At 69.7% G+C, this 19,054-nt stretch carries 11 protein-coding genes; 8 read left to right on the top strand and 3 right to left on the bottom strand.

Annotated features, from left to right (window positions below; all coding sequences use genetic code 11):
- The first annotated feature begins 112 nt into the window (after positions 1–112).
- Both DJ029_RS09845 and DJ029_RS09840 read left to right on the top strand, forming a co-directional pair.
- Entirely contained in the window at positions 113–1,138 is a 1,026-nt protein-coding gene (locus DJ029_RS09845; protein ID WP_112322261.1) for a universal stress protein, read from the top strand.
- Positions 1,138–9,564, top strand: coding sequence for a glycoside hydrolase family 94 protein (locus DJ029_RS09840; RefSeq protein ID WP_112322260.1), 8,427 nt, complete (start codon positions 1,138–1,140; stop codon positions 9,562–9,564). Before DJ029_RS09845 ends, DJ029_RS09840 begins: the two co-directional genes overlap by 1 nt.
- Positions 9,565–9,596: 32 nt before the next feature.
- Here the strand turns inward: DJ029_RS09840 and DJ029_RS09835 are convergent, their stop codons facing one another.
- Entirely contained in the window at positions 9,597–10,040 is a 444-nt protein-coding gene (locus DJ029_RS09835) for a GNAT family N-acetyltransferase (protein WP_157966336.1), read from the bottom strand.
- A gap of 69 nt (positions 10,041–10,109) precedes the next feature.
- Here DJ029_RS09835 and rlmB point away from each other — a divergent pair, with 69 nt between their 5' ends.
- The 6 genes from rlmB (at position 10,110) to DJ029_RS09805 (ending at position 16,378) form a co-directional block, all read left to right on the top strand.
- Positions 10,110–10,901 carry a 23S rRNA (guanosine(2251)-2'-O)-methyltransferase RlmB gene (gene rlmB, locus DJ029_RS09830; RefSeq protein WP_112322258.1) on the top strand — a complete coding sequence of 264 codons (792 nt, stop codon included), beginning with the start codon at positions 10,110–10,112 and terminating at the stop codon, positions 10,899–10,901.
- 83 nt (positions 10,902–10,984) lie between these two features.
- Positions 10,985–11,233, top strand: coding sequence for a hypothetical protein (locus DJ029_RS09825; protein WP_232823035.1), 249 nt, complete (start codon positions 10,985–10,987; stop codon positions 11,231–11,233).
- 59 nt (positions 11,234–11,292) lie between these two features.
- The gene (locus tag DJ029_RS09820) at positions 11,293–11,745 is read left to right on the top strand and encodes a YHS domain-containing (seleno)protein (protein ID WP_112322256.1); all 453 of its coding nucleotides are present in this window, start codon (positions 11,293–11,295) and stop codon (positions 11,743–11,745) included.
- Between the two features lie 229 nt (positions 11,746–11,974).
- Complete coding sequence (locus DJ029_RS09815) at positions 11,975–12,475, top strand: CoA-binding protein (RefSeq protein WP_112322255.1); 501 nt, start codon at positions 11,975–11,977, stop codon at positions 12,473–12,475.
- 170 nt (positions 12,476–12,645) lie between these two features.
- Positions 12,646–13,938 carry an O-acetylhomoserine aminocarboxypropyltransferase/cysteine synthase family protein gene (locus DJ029_RS09810; RefSeq protein WP_112322254.1) on the top strand — a complete coding sequence of 431 codons (1,293 nt, stop codon included), beginning with the start codon at positions 12,646–12,648 and terminating at the stop codon, positions 13,936–13,938.
- A 151-nt stretch (positions 13,939–14,089) separates the two neighbouring features.
- The gene (locus DJ029_RS09805; protein ID WP_112322253.1) at positions 14,090–16,378 is read left to right on the top strand and encodes a flagellar biosynthesis protein FlhF; all 2,289 of its coding nucleotides are present in this window, start codon (positions 14,090–14,092) and stop codon (positions 16,376–16,378) included.
- Between the two features lie 3 nt (positions 16,379–16,381).
- Here DJ029_RS09805 and DJ029_RS22475 read toward each other — a convergent pair whose 3' ends face one another.
- Both DJ029_RS22475 and DJ029_RS09795 read right to left on the bottom strand, forming a co-directional pair.
- On the bottom strand, positions 16,382–18,001 hold the full coding sequence (locus DJ029_RS22475; protein ID WP_112322252.1) for an NTP transferase domain-containing protein: 1,620 nt from the start codon (positions 17,999–18,001) through the stop codon (positions 16,382–16,384).
- A complete protein-coding gene (locus tag DJ029_RS09795; RefSeq protein WP_112322251.1) occupies positions 17,998–19,008 on the bottom strand; it encodes an XdhC family protein in 1,011 nt (336 codons plus the stop codon). Before DJ029_RS09795 ends, DJ029_RS22475 begins: the two co-directional genes overlap by 4 nt.
- Between the last annotated feature and the right edge of the window lie 46 nt (positions 19,009–19,054).

The raw sequence follows: 19,054 nt of genomic DNA, 5'->3' as shown, positions 1-19,054 counted from the left end.
CCAGAGTCACAGTCCTCAGGCCGCCCGGGGACAGGTCGGAAGCCAGTGCGGTCGATGCGTTGCGATCCGCACTCTCGCGCTGAAGCGCCACCCCGATGGGAGATCACGCCTCATGAACACGAAACCGCTTGAGCCGAAGCAACAGCGCGCGCGCGCCGGTGCAAGCCCGCCGCCCGGTCCCTGCGACGTGCTGGTCTTCGTGGACGAGCAGCAGAAGGAGTCGCAGGCTATCCGCCACGCCGCCAAGATCGCCGCCGCCTTCGACGGCAAGGTCGTGCTGGTGCATGTCCTGGCGCGGCCGTCGGACGGCAACGGGCCGGTCGATCCGGTGGACTGGGATATCCGGAAGCAGAAATCCCTGACATGGCTCGGCAAGCTGGCGCGCAGCTTCTCGGACAAGGACACCGCCGTGAAAAGCGAGGTCCGCCTACTCGAGGGTCATTGCATCGGCCAGATCCTCGCCACGATGGACGACCGCCAGGACGACATCGCGGCGGCGTTCAGGCCGCGCCATACCCCGGACTGGCAGTTGAGCAAGACCGCCTGCGGCGTCCTGCGCTCACGCAGTGCCGCGATCCTGATGATCCCCGAGGACGCCCCCCTGCCGAGCGACAACCGCTATCACCGGATCCTGGTCCCGCTGGACGGCTCCGCCCGGGCAGAGGCGGCCCTGCCCACGGCGACGATGCTGGCCAGCGCCGAGAATGCCGAGTTGCTCTTGTGCTATGTCCCGCCCGAACCCGGCGTGACCGAGTTCGGCGTCAGGGACCAGGAAGCCGAGCGCCTGCACAGCCTGGTCATGGAGCGCAACGAGCAGGGCGGCAAGGCCCACCTGACGCGGATCAGGAACAGCCTGGCGCAGAGCGGGCTGAAGGTCGCGATCAAGATCGCCGGCGGCACAGATCCGCGCCGGTCGCTGATCGATATCGTCGCGCAGGAATCCGTGGATGTGCTGGTGATGGCGACCCATGGCCAAAGCGGCCACGGCGATGTGCCGGCCGGCGACGTCGCCCGCCATATCCTCGACCGCTCGGAAATCCCGGTTCTGATGGTGCGCCACCGCCGAGGGCGGCCGGGTTCGCATGCCTACCGCGGTGTCGCGTCAACCGGGGTGAGGCAACCGGTCGGCACTGACTGATGGACGACGCGCCGGGCACATCCCCTGACGCCCCGGATCGCCTGGCAAGCGCGGCGCTCGACCATGAGCTCGACCCGCATCCGCCGGACCTGCTGGACATCTACCGCGCGCTGCCCGCCCTCGGCGACTGGTTCGAGGATGTGCGGGCCTGGTGCGCCGATCCCCCCGCCAGCAGCGAGCGGTCGGCGGATTGGATCCTGGACAACGACTACCAGATCAGGCGCGCCCTGCGCCGCCTGGTCGAGGGGCTGCCGCGCCCCTTCTATGCCCAGCTGCCCGCACTGGCCGGGCCGAAAGGCGCGCGCAGGCCCCGCGCCTTCGCGCTGGCGCAGGTTCTGTACGACTTGCTTCAGCCGCAGATAACCCTGTCAGCCCTGACCCGCCTTGTCGCGGACTACCAGCGCCAGGCCCCCCTGACCAACGCGGAACTTTGGGCGCTGCCCCTGCTGCTGCGCCTCGTCGCGTTGGAGCGCCTGATACAGGCGGTCGGGCAGCTCGACGCCGCTCTGCTGCCTCCGGTGACGCTGAGCACGGAAAATCCCGCCCCCGAAAGGCCCGACGTCACCGAACAGATCGCCGGGTCGATCACCAACCTGATCGCCATCGACGGGATCAAATGGGCGGATTTCGTGGACCGGAGCAGTTGCATCGAAGCGGCGCTGAAGCACGATCCCGCCGGCGTCTACGCGGCGATGACCTTCAACACCCGCGACCGCTACCGCAAGGCGGTGGAGAGGCTGGCGCAGCGCTGCGCCGCCACGGAACCCGACATCGCCGCGAAGGCGGTGGACCTGTCGCGAAACGAGGATCCCGCCGGCGCTAGCGCCCATGTCGGCTACTGGCTCATCGGGGCGGGGCTGCCCCGGCTGGAAAGCGCGCTTGGGGCCCGTGTACCGCCGCTGCTGGCCTTGCAACGCCTCCTCGGGCGGTATCGCGGCTGGCTTTACGCCGCCGGGCTGTCGACGCTTGTCCTGGCGGCGATCGCTGTGTCGGTCACCTACCTCTGGATGCTGGGTGCGACGCCGCTGCAATGGGCCGCCGGGATCGCGCTGACGCTGCTGCCCGCGACCGTGCCCAGCGTCTGGGTCGGCCACTGGCTGATCACCCGGCTCAGCCGCCCGAGGGTGCTGCCCGAACTCGACTTCTCCGAGGCGATCTCCCCCGAACACGCCGCCGCCATCGTCCTGCCGGTGATCATCGCAACCGAGGAAGAGGCGACAAGGGTCACCGAGAAGCTGGAGATGCTCTACCTCGCCAACCGCGACCCGGCGCTGCGCTTCGTGATCCTGTCCGACCCCGCAGACGCCACAGCCGAGCATATGCCCGGCGACACACGGATCCGGGCCGCCCTGCGCACCAGGATCGAGGCGCTGAACCGACGCCATGCCGAAGGCGGCGACGGGCCCTTCCTGCTGCTGCATCGCGCGCGCCGCTACAATCCCTGCGAAGGCGTCTGGATGGCCTGGGAACGCAAGCGCGGCAAGCTGGAGCAGTTCAACCGCGCCGTCCTTGACGGGGAAAGCGACGCCTTCGATTTGATGGTGGGGCCGGTCGGCGACCTCGGGCGGATCCGCTACGCGATCACGCTGGACGCCGATACGCAGATGCCCCCCGGCTCGGCCGCGCGGCTCGTGGGGATCATCGCGCATCCGCTGAACCAGCCGGTGATCGACCCGGAAAGCGGGTTGGTCACACAGGGGCACGCCATCGTGCAGCCCCGGATCGAGATCCTGCCGAAACTCGGCAAGGGCACGCATTTCGCCCATCTCTATGGCGGGGACACGGCTGTCGACATCTACAGCCGGGCGGTTTCGGACGTCTACCAGGACCTGTTCGGCACCGGCATCTACGTCGGCAAGGGGATCTACGACATCTCCGCCATGCAGCGCTGCATGGCCGGGCGGATCCCCGAGAACCACATCCTCAGCCACGACCTGTTCGAGGGGCTGCACGGGCGCGCCGGGCTGGCCAGCAACATCGTGCTCTACGAGGACCTGCCCGCCACCTACCCCGAGTTCGCCATGCGCCAGCACCGCTGGATGCGCGGCGACTGGCAACTCGCCCCGTGGCTCGGACGGCGGGTGCTGGGGGGCGATAACGGGCGGGCGCGCACGCCCCTGTCCCCGCTGGACCGCTGGAAGATGCTCGACAACCTGCGCCGCAGCCTGATGCCGCCCGCACTTCTGCTGTTCTTCCTCGGGGCGTGGCTGGCGCTGCCGGGCAGTGCCATCGTGTGGACCGTCCTCGCCCTGGCCGCGCCCGGCAGCTACCTGATCGGAGAGCTGTTCGCCATCGCCACCGGCGGCATCCGGCGCGGCGCGCTCGGCAATGCGGTGCACAAGATCCGGGCGACGGGCGGGCGCTGGTTCCTGTCCATCGTCTTCCTGGTCAGCGACACGCTGATCGCGCTCGACGCGATCCTGCGCACGCTCTGGCGGATGTTCGTCAGCGGCCAGAAGCGGCTGGAATGGACCTCGGCCGCGCATGCTGCCGCGCAGGCGGAAGGACAGGGCATCCGCGGCGCGTCCTGGCGGCTGATGTGGCCGTCTTCGGCGCTTGCGCTGATGCTGGCGCTCTACCTCGTGTTCTTCGACCTGTCCCGGTTCTGGCCCGCCGCCCCGGTGCTGTTCCTGTGGCTGATCGCGCCCGAAATCTCGACCTGGAGCGCGCGGCCGCGGTATTTCCGCAGCGAAACCCTGGACGCGGCGCAGCGCGCCTTCCTCAAGCTGGTGGCGCGGCGTACCTGGCATTTCTTTGAAATTTTCGTCGGCCCGGACGACAACTGGCTGCCGCCCGACAACTACCAGTTCGGCCACCGCGAGGAGGTGGCCCACCGCACGTCCCCCACCAATATCGGGATGTTCCTCGTCTCGGCCTTGGCGGCGCGTGACCTGGGCTTCATCACCACCACCGACCTGCTGGCGCGCTGCCGCAACACGCTGGACACCCTTGGCCGGCTGAAAAGCTATCGCGGCCATATCCTGAACTGGTACGACACCCAGACGCTGACGCCGCTGGAACCGCAGTACGTCTCGACCGTGGACAGCGGCAACCTCGCGGTCTCGCTGGTCACGCTGAAACAGGGCTGCCTTGAGCTGGCCGCGCAGCCCGCGATCGGGCGCGGGTGCTTCGGCTGCCTTTCCACCACGCTTGACCTGCTGCTGATCGCCCTGCGGCAGGTTCCCGGGCACAAGGACAGCCCGCTCACAGGGACGGAGCAGGCGATCCGCGCCGAGATCGACCGGGCCAGGGCATCCTCGCTCAACTGGATCGACAGCCTTTCCGCGCTCGGCGGCCCGCTCTGGCAGGAGCTGGAGACCCGCGCCCATGACACCATCGCCGCTCTCGACGACCCCGCCGACAAGGAGGTCGGCGAGATCACCACCTGGCTGGACCGCTATCATCACGACCTGCACGCGATCCTGCGCGATATCGACACCTACATGCCCTGGCTGCATGTAATCGCCGACGCCCCGCCCGAGGCCAGCGTCGTCGCAGGTGCAATTGCCGAGGCGATCCAGACAACCGACACCCCGGACGTGCCCGCCGCGATCGATGCGTGGAAAGCGGCCCACCCCGCCCCCGGGCCAGAGGAAAAACGCTGGCTCAGCCAGTTGCAGCAGGCGGCGCATGACGGGCTCACCCGCCAGGAAGAGCTGCGCGACGCGCTGGAAAAGCTGGCCGACACCGCCGGGAAGATGGCCTACGGCATGGACTTCGCCTTCCTCTTCGATCCCGGCGTGCGGCTGTTTTCCATCGGCTACAACCAGAGCCTCGGCCAGATGGACCCCAGCCACTACGACCTGCTCGCGACCGAGGCGCGCCTGGCCAGCTATTTCGCCATCGCCAAGCACGACGCGCCCATCGAGCACTGGTTCGCCTTCACCCGGCCGATCACCCGGCTTCAGGGCAAGCCGTCGATCCTGTCCTGGAACGGGTCGATGTTCGAATACCTGATGCCGCCGCTTTTCCTGCCTAGCTACCGCGACACGCTGCTCGGCGAAAGCGAGCTGACGGCGGTGGATTTTCAGCGTGAGTACGCCCGCGCGCGGGGCGTGCCATGGGGGATCTCGGAATCCGCTTTTGGCACGACGGACGCGGACGGGATCTTCCAGTACCGCGCCTTCGGCGTGCCCGGCCTCGGCATCCGCCGGGGCCTGACCGAGGACCTGGTCGTCGCGCCCTACGGCTCGGCGCTGGCGCTTTGCGGCTGGCCGGATTCAGCGGTGCGCAACCTGCAAAAGCTCGACGCGCTTGGCGCGCTGACCAGCTACGGCTTCATCGAGGCGCTGGACTTCACCCCCGACCGCGCCCCGCCCGGCCGGGATTTCGTGCCGGTCACGACCTACATGGCACACCACCAGGGGATGCTTCAGACCGCCGTCGCCAACGCCCTGCTCGACGACATCATGGTGCGCCGCTTCCTGCGCGAAAAGCCGGTGCAGGCGATGGAGCTTCTGTTGCAGGAGCGTGTGCCCTGGGACATCCCACTGGAACGGGGCCGTGCGGACGAATCCTGGGAGCTTCCGCCAGAGCCGCACCCCGCCCCCGAAATCCAGCCCTGGGTGCCCTCGGCGGATTTCATCGTGCCGCAGGTGCACGTCCTCGGCAACGGCAGCATGTCCACGCTGATGACCGAAAGCGGCGGCGGCGGGATCAGCTGGAAGGAAACCGCCCTGACCCGCTGGTGGCCCGACCCCACCTGCCCGACGCATGGCATGTGGATGTACCTTCGGGATGTGCAAAGCGGCGACTTGTGGTCGCTCGGTGCCGCACCGATGGGCCGGGTCGACAGCGACGACGGCACGTCTGAAGTGAAATGCGTCTTTCACCAGCATATGGTCGAACTACTGCGCCGCCACGACGGGATCGTCGCGCGCATGGATGTCACCATCGCCCCCTTCGACGACGTGGAAATCCGGCGCGTCACCCTTGTGAACGAGGGGGACGAGGACAGGACGCTGGACCTGACCAACTACGCCGAGGTGGTCCTCGCGCCGCCTCTCGACGATGAGCGGCACCCCGCCTTCAGCAAGCTGTTCGTGCACAGCACCTTCCTGGAGGACGAAAACGCGCTTCTGTTCACCCGCCGCCCGCGCCGGCCCGAAACGCGGCCCCCCGTCCTGCTGCACAAGCTGGTCACCGACCGCCCCGACGCGGCGATCCGGTCGTGGGAAACCGACCGGCACGCCTTTCTTGGCCGCAATCGCGGCGCCGACTCCCCCGAGGGCCTGCACGACGGGCTGAGCGAAACCGCGGGCTGGACGCTGGACCCGGTGATCGCGCTGCAACTGCGGGTGCGCCTGAAGCCAATGGAACCGCGCGAGATCTTCTTCCTCACCATCGCCGGCCCGTCGCGGGGCGAGGTGGTGCGCGTGGCGCGCCGCTATCCCGCCGGCACCATCGCGCGGACGTTCCGGGAATCGCAGTTCGAGGCGCGCCGCGCGGTCCAGCGCCTCGGGCTCGACCCCGCGCAGCTGCCTGCACTGCAACTCCTGTCGTCGCTGCTCGTCCATGTGAACCGGACCTTCCGCACCCCGCCACCCGAGGACAGCGTAGAAGGGGGCAGCCAGCCGGACCTGTGGCGGTTCGGCATCTCGGGCGATTTTCCGATCCTGGTCCTCAAGCTGTCCGGGCGGGACGAGTCGCCACTGCTCGACGTGCTGCTGCGCGGCCACCGCCTGTGGCGCCAGGCGGGCTTGCGCGCGGACCTGGTCATCCTGCGCGATGCGGCCACCAGCTACGAAGAGCCCTTGCGCGAAAAGGTCCTGTCGATCCTGGGCGACACCAACGCCACCGCCCTGCTCGGGATGCGCGGCGGGGTCCACCTGCTCGCCGGGGACCAGATGACGCCGCAGTTGCGCCGCGGCGTCGAGGCGGCGGCCCATGTCGTGCTGGAGGACGAGGACAGGCCCCTGCGCGACATGCTGGACCGGGTCCTGCAACGGGCGAACCAGTCGCCCCCCTTCGTGCCGGGCCCCGCGCCCGAATACGCGCCTGTGGCGGCGGTGGAACGCCCGCACACCCTTCTGTTCGACAATGAACTCGGCGGGTTCGACCCCGACACCGGCGATTACCTGATCCACCTGCCCCCCGGCCGGCGCACCCCCGCGCCCTGGTGCAACATCCTTGCGAACGAGAGTTTCGGATGCCTGGTCAGCGAGGCGGGCTTCGGCACCACCTGGGCGCTCAACAGCGGCGAGCATCGCCTGACCCCCTGGTCCAACGATCCCGTGACGGACACCCCCGGCGAGGCGCTCTACCTCAGGGATGAGGCCAATGCCGACCTCTGGACCACGACGCCCGCACCGATGGGGCAAAGCGCCGCCTGCCTGGTCCGCCATGGTGCGGGGGTGACGGAATGGCGGCAGAACAGCCACGGGCTGGAACAGACGCTGCAGGTCTTCGTGCCCGTCGATGAGCCGGTCAAGCTGGTGCGCCTGAGGCTTGCGAACCGCTCGGGACAGGCGCGGCGGATTTCTGCGACCTACTATGCCGAATGGCTGCTGGGCGCGCTTGGCAGCGTGGCGCGCCCGCATACGCGCGCCGACTACGATCCGGGGCTTGAGACGATCATCGCGCAGAACGCCTGGAACCCGGAATTCGCGGGGCGGGTCGCGTTTCTGACCGCGACGCTCAGCCCGCACAGCGTTACCGGGGACCGGCACGACTTCCTCGGGCGCAATGGAAGCGTCAGCGCGCCCGAGGGCTTGCGCCGCTGGGACCTTGGCGGGCGCTTCGCGGACGGGGGCGACGCCTGCGCCGCTTACCAGGTTCACCTCGACCTGTCGGTTGACGACACCGCCGAGGTGGTCTTCGCCCTGGGCGAGGTCGAGGGTATCGACGCCCTCGCCCCCGCTGTCGCCCCCTGGAAGGAGCGCGACGCCGCCGAACACGCCCTAAGCGCCCTGCGCGCGCACTGGGCACGGATACTGGGCGCCGTGTCCGTCAAAACCCCCGATCCGGCGTTCGATTTGATGCTGAACCGCTGGCTGCCCTACCAGAACCGGGCCTGCCGGATCATGGCGCGCGCCGGTTTCTACCAGGCCGGGGGCGCCTACGGGTTCCGCGACCAGTTGCAGGACGTGCTCGCCCTTCTGCCGGGCGATCCGGGGCGTGCGCGCCAGCACATCCTGGAAGCCGCCCACCACCAGTTCGAGGCGGGCGACGTGCTGCACTGGTGGCACCCCCCCGCCGGGCGGGGCGTGCGCACCCGCTGCTCGGACGACTACCTCTGGCTGGCCTACGTGACGGCGCGCTATGTCGAGGCGACCGGCAACACCGGCGTCCTTGACACGCCGATCCCGTTCCTGAGCGCCCCCGAGCTGCGCCCCGAGGAGCACGACCGCTACGCGCTGTTCGACACAGGCGCGACGGGCAGCCTCTATGACCACTGCGCCCGGGCGCTGGACCTGATGATGGTGACGGGCGCACATGGGCTGCCGCTGATCGGCACGGGCGACTGGAATGACGGGATGGATCGCGTGGGCGACGCGGGCAGCGGCGAAAGCGTCTGGCTGGCGTGGTTCCAGATCGCCACCGTGGGCCTGTTCGCCCCGCTGGCGCGGGACGCGGGCCGCCCCGACGACGCCGAGCGCTGGGAAACCCACGCCCGCAAGCTGGAACAAGCACTTTCGGATCAGGCGTGGGACGGGGAATGGTACCTCCGCGCCTTCGATGACGACGGGCAGCCTTGGGGCGCCTCGCGCAACGAGGAATGCCGCATCGACCTGATCGCGCAGGCCTGGTCCGTGTTGTCCGGCCTGCCCGCGGACGCGCGCGCGCGTGCCGCGCTGAACGCGGCCGAGGCGGAGCTGGTCGATCCGAAGGCGCGGCTGATCCGGCTGCTGACACCGCCCTTCGACAAGACGGACCGCGATCCGGGCTATATCCACGCCTACCCCCCCGGCATCCGGGAAAACGGCGGCCAGTACACCCACGCCGCCGCCTGGCTCGGGGCGGCCCACGCCGCCCTTGGGGATGGCGAGCGCGCGTGGCGGGTGTTCGACCTCATCAACCCGATCCGGCGCAGCGCCAGCCTGCCCGACGCCACGCATTACCGGCGCGAGCCCTATGTGCTGCCCGGCGACGTGTCCGGCGTCGGCGAGCAGACCGGGCGCGGCGGCTGGTCGTGGTACACCGGCTCCGCCGGCTGGGCCTTTCAGCTTGGGCTTTCGGGAATCCTCGGCATCTCGCCACGGCCCGGCGCCGTGCACATCGCGCCCTGCCTGCCAAGGAAATGGGGCGGCGCGCGGGTGCGCCTGTCGGGCGCGAACGGCTGCCTCGACATCACCATCGAGGACCCCGAGCGTGTCGGCCACGGGACCGTGCGCATCTCGCGCGACGGCAAACCCATGACAGGCGAACAGGTCCCCTACCCCGGCCCGGGCCGGACCAGCGCTGTGCTGGTGCGGCTGGAGCCCTGAAGCAGCGGACGCCCCCCAAAGCCGCCCCAGCCTCAGCGCAGGTAGCGCTCCATCACGATCCGCTCGTAGCCGTTGTCGATGCGCCGGTCGGTTTCCTGCAATCCCTTGCCACGGAAATAGGCCAGGTTCTCGAAGTTCTGTGCGTTGGAATGAAAGATCAGCCGCCGGCAATGGGCGCGCAGTCCCTGCCGGTCCACGTGATCCAGCAGCATCCGACCCGCACCCTTGCGCCGCGCGCGGGCCGCAAGGGCCAGCGCCTCGACATGCACATCCGGGCCGTCGATCCAGTAGCACACGAATCCCCGGACCGCGTTTTCCACGACGTAAACGGAGATATGTTCGGCATCGACCATATCCCGATAGTCCGCTGACATCGGCTCCCTCGGGCCGCTGACGCGGTTCGCATAAGGGGCGAACTGAGTTTGCGCCAGATAGCGGATCTGCTGCAAATCAGATAGCCGGGCGTGACGGATCATACGCGGAATCCCTTGTACTTTAATCTTTATCATGCCAATTCGCGGCGCTCTGCGCTACAGGGAAGCATCATGGCACCGTCCAGACAGAAGAAACCCACATGGGTCGTCGACAAGGAACGCGCCCGCGGCCCCCGCGGGCCTGAGCGCGTATGGCTGTTCGGCATCCACGCCGTGCGGGACGCGCTGCTGAACCCCGCCCGTGAGCGGCACCGCCTGATTGTCACCCTGAACGCCCAGAACCGGCTGGAGGACGCGATCGCCGCAGCCGGGATCACGCCCGAGGTGGTGGACCCGCGCAAATTTTCCGCGCCGATCGATCCGCAGTCGGTGCACCAGGGCGCCGCGCTCGAAGTGTCGCCGCTGGACTGGGGCTCCGTCTCCGAGGTTTGCGCGCCGGGGGATCAGGCCGCGCGCGTGTTGCTGCTGGACCGCGTCACCGACCCGCACAACATCGGCGCGATCCTGCGCTCGGCCGAGGTATTTGGCGCGCGCGCGGTGATCGCGCCGCACCGCCACTCCGCGCCGGAAACCGGGGCGCTGGCGAAAACCGCCTCCGGCGCGTTGGAACGCCAGCCCTATTTGCGGGTGCCGAACCTTGCCAACGCCATGGGGGCGCTGCACCAGATGGGCTACATGATCGTCGGGCTGGACGGCACGGCGGAACAGGACCTGGACGCCGCCCTTGCCGATACCGGCGGCATCCCCGTAGCGCTGGTGCTCGGGGCCGAGGGGCCGGGGATGCGCGAGTTGACCACCAAGAACTGCGACCGGCTTGCGCGGATCCCCGCCGCCGCCGATTTCGGCTCGCTCAACGTCTCGAACGCCGCCGCCGTCGCCCTATATGCTGCCCGTCGGCGATAGCGCCGCCACCCCCGCAACCTGGCCGAGGCGCAATGCCGGACCTGACGAAAATCGCCACGTGCTGCTATTGTGGAACCCGGACCGTGCTGCGCCTGGCGGGCAAGGTGCAGCATGAACTGGCCTGCTCGGCCTGCGGCGCGCGGCTACACACGATGAAGGCGCTGCCCGTGTCGACCGCCGCAAAGCCGAAGGCCCGCTCACCACAACGCCCCGCGCCGCACCGGCCCGCCCCGCGCCAGCACAAGCCCCAGGGCAAGCGGCGCAGCCCCCTCAAACGCTTTGCCGACCTGTTCGAGGACATCCTGGACGAGGTCGAGGATATTTTCGACTGAATCCGCCCCGCCGATGCGCTATGCTCGCCTCCGAGCAGTCACAACGAACGGGCAATCCAATGACCCTTCCTACCCGCCGCCACGCGCTGGCGCTGATCGGCCTTCTTGCCGCCGCTCCGGCGCTCGGTTTCCAGGAACCGGTGTTCCTGAACGGCATGGGCATCGCCATCGCCGGCTATGACCCCGTCACCTACCACGAAAACCAGGAGGCGCGGCGCGGGTCTATCGAGAACGAGCTGGAAACAGACGACGGGCTCTGGTGGTTCGTCAGCGAAGAACACCGCGCGCTGTTCGAGGCAAACCCCGAGAAATACACCCCAGCCTTCGGCGGCTATGACGCCCAAGGCATCGCGAAAGGGTTCAAGCGCCGCTCGGACCCGACGGTCTGGGTTATGATCGACGACCGCATTTACCTGCACTACTCGATTCCCGACCAGAACCTCTGGGCCAAGGACATTCGCGGCAATATCGCCCTTGGAAACGAGAACTGGGAACATTTGCGTGATCAGTGAGCGATCCGGCCCCCCGGCGGCTTGCAACAGGGCAATCGGACCCTAAATCCTATGTCAGCGAGTGCGAGATGGTAACGACGCACTCGGCTTTTTGTCCCTCGTTCCATACCTCGACCCGGGCCATCGGCCCGGGTTTTTTTGTCGCCCTTCGGGGCAAATCCGGTCCAGGGCCGCACATGCGTCAGAAAACCCAGTGCAAAATCGCCCGATATCGCACTAGGATCGCCCAATGAGCGAGGCACCGAACTATTCCGACACCCATCTGCGCACCATCCTTGGGCGTACAAGGACAATTGCGCTCGTAGGCGTGTCGCCGAACCCGGTGCGCCCCTCGAACTACGTGGCGCGCTATCTGTCCACGCGCGGCTACCGGGTGATCCCGGTCAACCCGGGGCACGTAGGCAAAACGATGTTCGGCGCGCCCATCGTCGAAAGCCTGTCGGCCATCCCCGCGTCCGAGGGGCCGATTCACATGGTCGACATCTTCCGCCGCGCCGAGCACGCCGGCGCCGTGGTGGACGAGGCGCTCACCGTGCTGTTGCCGCGCGGATTGCAGACCATCTGGATGCAGATCGGCGTGATCGATACCGAAGCCGCGAAACGCGCCGAAGAAAAGGGCGTGGACGTGGTGATGGACCGTTGCCCCAAGCTCGAGCACCAGCGCCTGCACGGAGAGTTGCGCAAAGCCGGCTTCAACACCGGCCGCATAAGCGCCCGCCTGCCGCGCTGAGTCCCCCGTCCGGGGACAGATTTCCCCGCCATCGCGCCGCCGCGCGAATGGGCATCCTTCAATGCCCGGCGCGCGCTGAATTCCCGCCTTTCCACCCATCCAGCCCGTTGCCCTTGGCAAACCCCACGCATACTGTGCGCGCGATCAGGAAAAAAACGGGGGGACTTCCCATGAGCGACACAAAATCCTACGGCTTCGACACCTTGCAGATCCACGCCGGATCCCAGCCCGACCCGACCACCGGGGCGCGTCAGACGCCGATCTACCAAACCACGTCCTACGTGTTCCGCGATGCCGAGCATGCCGCGGCGCTCTTCAACCTGCAGGAAGTGGGCTACATCTATTCCCGCCTGACCAACCCCACCGTCGCCGTGCTCCAGGAGCGGGTGGCGACGCTTGAGGGCGGCGTCGGCGCAGTCGGCTGCTCGTCCGGGCATGCAGCGCAGATCATGTCGCTGTTCCCGCTGATGCGTCCGGGCGACAACATCATCACCTCGAACCGCCTGTACGGCGGCACCGTCACCCAGTTCAGCCAGACCATCAAGCGTTTCGGCTGGTCGGCCACCTTCGTGGACATCGACGACACCGCCGCGATCGAGGCGGCCGCCGACGAGAACACCAAGGCCATCTTCTGCGAAAGCATCGCCAACCCCGGCGGGCACGTGGCCGACATCGCCGCGGTGGCCGCGGTGGCCAACAAGCTGCAGGTGCCGCTGATCGTGGACAACACCTCCGCCACGCCCTACCTCTGCCGCCCGATCGAGCAGGGCGCGCATCTCGTCGTGCATTCGACCACCAAGTACCTGACCGGCAACGGCACCGTCACCGGGGGCGTCGTGGTGGACTCCGGCAATTTCGACTGGACGGCGGCGGGCAAGCACCCCTCCATGACCGAGCCGGAGCCTGCCTATCACGGCCTGAAGTTCCACGAGACCTTCGGCCCGATGGCCTTCACCTTCCACAGCATCGCCATCGGCCTGCGTGACCTTGGCATGACCATGGCGCCGCAGTCCGCGTTCCAGACGCTGCTCGGGATCGAGACGCTGAGCCTGCGCATGCAGCGCCACGTCGAAAACGCCCAGAAGATCGCGACCTGGCTGGAAAACGACCCGCGCGTCGATTTCGTGACCTATGCGGGGCTGCCCTCCTCACCCTATGCAGAGCGGGTGGCGAAAGCCTATCCGCGCGGTGCGGGCGCGCTGTTCACCTTCGCGGTGAAGGGCGGCTACGAGGCTTGCGTGAAGCTGGTCGACAGTGTCGAGATCTTCAGCCACGTCGCGAACCTCGGGGATACCCGCTCGCTGATCATCCACTCCGCCTCGACCACCCACCGCCAGCTGACGCCCGAGCAGCAGGAAGCGGCGGGAGCGGCCCCGAACGTGGTGCGCCTGTCGATCGGAATCGAGGATCCCGAGGACCTGATCCGCGACCTCGACCAGGCGCTCAGCGCCGCAACCGCCTGAGGCGGCGGCACGATCCCGCGACAAGGGGGCGGAGGCCTGCCGCCGCCCCCTTTCCTGCGCAATCCCTATGGCGTCCGGGCGGTCCGGATACTATGTTTGGGAAAGATCCCGCGCCGCTGACCGGCGCCGGACCAAAGCGGACCGCCAGTACATGACAGACACCCTCAGCCCCGCCGCAGACCACCCCGGATTCGCGCTCGACCTGTCGCGCGAGGGCGCGGCGCTGCTCAGCCGGACGGATGGTGGCTGGTCGGAAATCGCCCGCGAGCCGTTGCAACTGGGCAGCGTCGGCACCAGCATGGCCGCCTTGCGCACCGCCGCGGGCGCGGGGCCCGAGCCGCTGGCGGTGGAACTCTGGCTGCCGGAAGGGCAGATCGCCATCCGCGCCATCGAAACCGGCGGCGTGCCGCCGGTGCCCGCGATGATCGAACAGGCCTTCGCCGATGCCGCGCCCGACGGGCTGGCGGGCGTCCTGCTCGAAGGGCCGCCGCGCCAGGCCGGGCCGCTGTTCATCGCCGCGGGCCTGCCCCGCACGGTGATGGAGGAAGCGATCGCCTTCGTTGCGCCCCACGGGTTCCACGTGCACGCGCTGACCACCGCCGAGCCACCCGCGGGCTTGGATCATGCGCCCGTGTTCATCGCGGAAGCGGCGGCAAAACCGGCGGCCCTGCCCCGGCCCCGCGTGCTGGCGGCGGCCGCGGCCGCCGCCCTGCTGCTCGGCGCGGCCTTCGTGACGGGCATGGTCACCCGCGACGGGCAGGACACCGCGATCAGCGTCACCGACCAGGTGCGCCAGACCAGTATCGCGCCGGACCTCGGCAATGCGCTGCCCATGGGCTTTGAGCCCGCGCGCAGCCCGATCCTGGTGCGCAGCGGCCCCGACGCTCCGCGCGCTACCCAGGTTGCTGAGCCGGTCTTCGCCGCGCCCGATCGCCCCGCGCCACCCGCCTCCGCGCAGGCCGAGATCGCGGTGCTGATGCCGCCGCTCGAAACCTCCACCGACCCCGGCGCCGCGCGGGCGGACACTGCCCCGGTGCGCGGCGCGATCCCCGGCGCGCCCCTGCTGGCCAGCGGCGGCCTGCCCGAGGCGCTTGGCGCGCCAGTGCAAACGGCAGTGCTGCTGCCGCCCAGCCCGGCCGGTTTCGCCCCCGCCCCCGAGGTGACGCGCTCCAGCGCCACGCCCGCCTTCGCGGCGCTGCCCATGCTGCTCGCCTCCAGCGCCGCTGCCGCGCCTGTACCCGCGCCGGACCTTGCCGCCGTACGCAGCCGCCCCGAAGGGCCGGCGCCGCTGGCCCCGGACCTCGACCTGACCTTCATCACCCCGACGGCCAGCGCCGGCCCGCCGGACACGCCGGGCACCCTGAGCGGCGCGCCCGACGGCGCAACGCCGCAAGCCCCCGAACTTGCCACCCGTGGCGCGGCCGACCTGCCCGACCAGCCCCCCGCCCGGCTGAAGATTGTCGCCGCGCGCCCCGCGCTGGTTCCCCCCCTGCGCCCCCGCGCGGAGGGTGAGCCGCAGCCGGAGACCCCGCCGCTGGCCGAGGCCGAAGAACAACAACCCGGCGAAGGGGCCGAGAGCCCCACGGCAACCGCCGAAGCCGGCGCGGCGGAAACCGAAGTGCGCGTCATCGCCGCGCGCCCCGACATCATGCCCCCCATACGCCCGGAAACTGAGGCCGAGCCCGAGGCCGGGATCGCGCCCGAAGACGGTCAAGCCGGGGACGCAGGGCAAAACACGGATACCGGCGAAGACGGCGATGACACCCCCGACGTACGCGTGATCGCCGCGCGGCCCGACGTGATGCCACCCCTGCGCCCCCGTGACGACACGGCCCCGGACTCTGCGCCCGAAACCGTGGACGCCGGGGAAACCAGCGTCATCGCCGCCCTCATCGACGAGGCCGGAGAGGCAGACCTCAGCCCCTCGGAGAACGCGCTCACGCGCCGCGCGCCGCCCCGCCCGCGCCCCGATGCGATGGAGCGCGCGGAACGCGACCGCCTCGCCGCCGAGGAAGAGCGCCTGGCGATGCTGCAACCCTCGGAAAATGCGCTGAGCCGCTCCAACGCGCCCAGGAAGCGCCCCGCCGCGCTGGCCGGACCGCGCGTCGCCAGCCTTGCCGCGCCCAGCGACACGCCCGCGCGCACGCCGGAACCGGAAGGCACCAGCACGGCGCGCCGCTCTGCGCCGCCGCTGCCGACCTCTGCCTCGGTCGCGCGCGCGGCGACGATCGAGAACGCCCTGCCGATGCGCCAGATCGCCCTGATCGGGGTTTATGGCAAATCGGGCAACCGCCATGCGTTGCTGCGCCTGACCAACGGAAGTTTCGTGAAGGTCGCGCCAGGCGACAGCGTCGGCGGCTTCAGCGTCTCGGCGATCAGTTCGGACGCGATCCGCCTGCGCAAGGGCGGGCGGGACACGCTTCTGGTGATACCGGAATAGGCGCTAACGCCCGGTGCGCGCGCGAAACGCGGCCCAGGCTTCCGGCGTGTCCAGGTCGCAAACCGCCGCCTCGCCGGGCAGGACGACGTCGCGCAGGTAACTCTCGCCCTCGCGCAGGATGTCGCGCGCGCCGCGATCCCCTTTCAGCTCCCGCAGGCTTTCAAAGAACCGCCGCCCGAACAGAACCGGGTGGCCCGGCGCGCCCTGACCTGAGGTGGCCCGGCAGATCTCGGCCCCGGAGTCGTCGCGCCAGGTGCTTATCAGGGCGTCATAGGCGTGCGCCGTCACCTCGGGCATGTCGGCCAGCGCGACGATCACCGCGCCGGTATCCGGGGCAAGGCCCGCCACGCCCCGGCGCAGGCTGGCGGCCATGCCCTCGGCTGCGTCCGGCACCTCGACCAGGTCCACGTCTACGCCCCGCAGCGCCGCCGCGCGTTCCGAGGCGTCAGGGGGCAGCATCACCAGCACGCGCCGCGCCCCCGAGGCCACCGCCTGTTCCGCCGCAAGGCGCAGCAGGGGCGCCCCGTCTACCGGCTCAAGCAGCTTGTCCGCGCCGCCCATGCGCCGTGCGGAGCCGGCGGCCAGCAGGATGATGTCCACCGGCGCGGGCCCCTCGGGCAAGGGGCGCACGGCGCGGGGCTGCGGGCGCACCGGAATTTCCTTCAGCAACCCGCCGACGCCCATCGCCGCGATATCGCCCGAGGTTACCGGAACACGCGCCACCAGCCGCTCCAGCACCCAGTCCGCGCCGTTCAGCGCGGGCGAGCGTGCACACCCCGGCAAGCCAAGCACCGCGCGCCCGTCCACGTCGCCCAGGAACAGCAGGTTGCCCGGATCGACCGGCATGCCAAACCGCTCCAGCCGCCCGCCCGCGGCGACCAGCCCTGCCGGGCAGACATCCGCCGCGTCCGAGGTGGCCGAGGCACCAAGCACCAGCACCAGCGGCGCGGAACTATCCTTCAGCGCAGCGCCCACCGCCTCCGTCGTGTGATCCACCGTGCGCACCCCGCTCAGCGCCACGCCAAGCCCGTTCAGCCGCGCCTCCACCGTGCGCCGGCCCTTGTCGAGCAGTTTCTGCGCGAAACCGGGGGTGCGGGTCAGGATCAGTTCCGCCTCACGCAGGGTAAGGGGGTGCAGGGCGATGGTCCCCGCGTTGCCCAACAGCGCCTCGGCCCGCGCCACGGCCGCTTCTGGCACCGCGTAGGGAATGATCTTCACCGTGGCGACCAGGCTCGTTTCCGCCACCCGCGCAAAGGCGGGCACCGTGGCCAACGTGATCCCCGGATCGATGGCGTTCAGCGCATCGACCAGCCCCCGGTCGAGCGTGATGACACCGGGGCGCGTTGCTTCCAGATTGACACGGCCGGTGAAGGGCTCGGTCACGTGCAGGTGCTCCGCGCGGCCCGCCAGCGCGGCGGCGATGCGCGCGGCGGCGCGATCCTCGTCAAGGTCGCCATCCTCAAGCCGCGCAACGGTCACCTCTTCATGCCCCTCCGCCGCGAGCAGTTCGAGCGCGGCTTGGTCCAGCCGCGTACCCTTGCGCAAGCGCCCGCCTTTCAGGGTCAGGGAATGGGCCAGAATGCCCCCCTCCGCCTGGTCCAGGGGCACCGCGCCGAAGATCATGGGCGCGACTCCGGGCGGCGCAGGCGCTCGGTGATCTGGCCCATGATCGAGAGCGCAATCTCAGCCGGGGTGGCCGCGCCGATGTCCAGCCCAACGGGCGCGTGGATGCGCTTCAGCGTCGCGTCGGGAACGCCCGCCTCCTGCATCCGGGCAACCCGTTTCGCATGGGTGCGCGTCGAGCCGAGACAGCCGAGGTAGAACACCTCGCTGTCCAGCGCGGCGCGGATCGCCGGATCGTCCAGCTTCGGGTCATGGGTCAGCGTCACAACGGCGGTGCGCGCGTCAAGGCCGATCTCAGCCAGCGCCTCGTCCGGCCAGTCGTGCAGGATCCGCTCGCCCGGGAAACGCGCGGCGGAGCCGAACGCCTCGCGCGGGTCGACCAGCACCGGATCATAGCCGCTCAGCCGCGCCATCTGTACGAGCGGCTGGGCGATATGCACCGCACCGACGATCACCATGCGCAGGGGCGGATTGTGGACGGACAGGAACCAGTCCCCCTCGAACCCCGACTTGTCGGAATGGAACCGCGCCGCCGCCGCCTCGCTCAGCGGGTCCGCCGCGCCCTTGTGGATCAAGCGGCGTTCCCATGTGGTGGGGTTCACGGCGTAGATCACCGGCTCACGCGCCGCGCGGGCCGCGACCAGCGCCTCCAGCAGCGCCTCGTCCGGGCCCTGGCCGACGCCCACCGGCTCCACCATCACCCGGATGCGCCCGCCACAGGCCAAGCCGACGGCGAACGCCTCGTCATCGCTGACGCCGAACTCCAGCAGGCGGGGCGTGCCGTCTTCCAGCGCGTCAAGCGCCTCGGCCACCACCGCCCCCTCGACGCAGCCGCCGGAGACGGAGCCCGTCATCTCGCCCACCGCGCCGATCGCCAGCATCGCGCCGGTGGGGCGCGGGGCGGAGCCCCAAGTCTCGATCACGCTGGCCAGCGCCACCGGCGCGCCGCGCCGCAGCTGCTCCAGCGCCGCCTCGGGCACCGCATCATGTTGGATCGCCTGCGCCATGGTCCCCTCCGCTCTGTGCTGGGTTAAGACATAAGGTGCGGGCGGG

It is taken from the genome of Oceanibium sediminis (assembly GCF_003265325.1).
GTDB classification, from domain to species: domain Bacteria; phylum Pseudomonadota; class Alphaproteobacteria; order Rhodobacterales; family Rhodobacteraceae; genus Halovulum; species Halovulum sediminis.
The sequence above is the reverse complement of the archived record's forward strand: the minus strand, read 5'-3'. Positions and strand labels throughout refer to the sequence as shown.